At 38.4% G+C, this 1,543-nt stretch carries 1 pseudogene; it reads right to left on the bottom strand.

From position 1 onward, the window contains the following. A pseudogene (locus KO515_RS18480) lies at positions 1-1,543 on the bottom strand (CUB protein); the annotation flags it as partial.

Here is a 1,543-nt window from a genome sequence, read left to right as displayed (position 1 = left end):
CATTGGTTTCTGTTTCGTGGTAGGTGACTTCTAAACCTGAAGCTCCTCCCGTGATCTCATCATCCACATCGGTAAGGGTGAACACTCCAAAGCCGTCATTGTCTGGGTCACAGTATCTCAGAGGTTGTGGCGTAAACGCTATTGGTGCTTGTTGCACAACCAATTCTAATTCTGTGGTATCGTAACATCCTGTGCTGGTATTTTCTACGCGTGCAATAATAATTTGTCCATTACTCGTATTGGTATATAATATTGGTAAAGGATCGGTTTCTGTTTCGGCGTCTGCCAAAGTCTCATAATAATTTACGGAATAAGTGGGATTGTTGCCTGTGATTTCTAAATCCTTTAAACTTAAATCCATTTCTGTTAAACCATCTGGTGTACCATCATCACAAACCTCTAAAGCTGTTGGTGATACCACTGATGGTAAGGGGTTGACGATTACATCAAATTCTAAATCTGAAGTACAACCTGTTATCGTATTGGTCAATACAGCGGTAATCGTTTGAGGGTTGCTAATATTTGTATACAATCCTGTTATAGGATTGGTTTCAGTACTAGCATCTGTTGGATTAGCATAATAGCTCACCGTGACGTTAGCCTGGCTCCCTGAAATCTCCGCAGTCTTTGTGTTTAAATCGAAAGCTTCTTCCTCGTCTCCTGGTGTAATTTCATCACACAGCTCATAGTTAGAAACTTCTAAAACTAATGGTTTTGGATTGACAATCAATAGAAGTGTTGTAGTGGAATAACAGTCTGATGATCCATTATCTATACGTACTATAATCTCTTGGGCTCCAGCTTGTGTATTTGTGAAATTGGTAGGTAAAGGACTATCTCCTGCATCTGCATCATCTTGATTAGCATAGTAATTAACAGTCATACCGGTTTGTGACCCTAAAACCTCGGCATCTTTTAAACTCAAATTAAATATCGCTATTCCATCAGCATCATCATCACAAACTTCCAATGGTGTAGTGCTATTGGCTATTGGATTCTCTAAAACCTCTAAGGTAAGACTACTGATGTTGTAACAGTTAGTTGTTGTATTTTCTAAACGCACAAATATGGTTTGATTGTTCATTGATGTGTTAACATAGCCATCAAATATTTCAGAGTTATCCATTTCTGCTCCCAATAGGTTTTCATGAAATGATACAGCTACTCCACTTTGTCCGTTTAACAACTCAGCTTCTTTGTCGCTTAATGGGAAGCCAACAAAACCATCCGTGTCATCATCACAAACTTGCAATGGTGTTACTGAAGTGACATCTGGCAACGCATTTACAATTAAATCAAAACTTGTGGTACTATAACAACTTGAATATAAAGGATTTTCTACTCTTACATAAATGGTCTCTAAATTTGCTGTCGTATTAGTATAAGAATCTGGAAGATTCCCGGCATTGTTATCGGCATCATCTTGACTGGCGTGAAATGATACATTATACGTCGCTGGATCTTGACCTCCTAAAATAATAGCTTCTTGACTGCTTAGATCAAATGTTGCAAAACCATCATTACTGATGTCGTCACAGACTTC

This window comes from Winogradskyella psychrotolerans, assembly GCF_018860545.1.
Classification (GTDB): domain Bacteria; phylum Bacteroidota; class Bacteroidia; order Flavobacteriales; family Flavobacteriaceae; genus Winogradskyella; species Winogradskyella psychrotolerans_A.
This window is presented reverse-complemented; position numbering and strand designations above follow the sequence as displayed.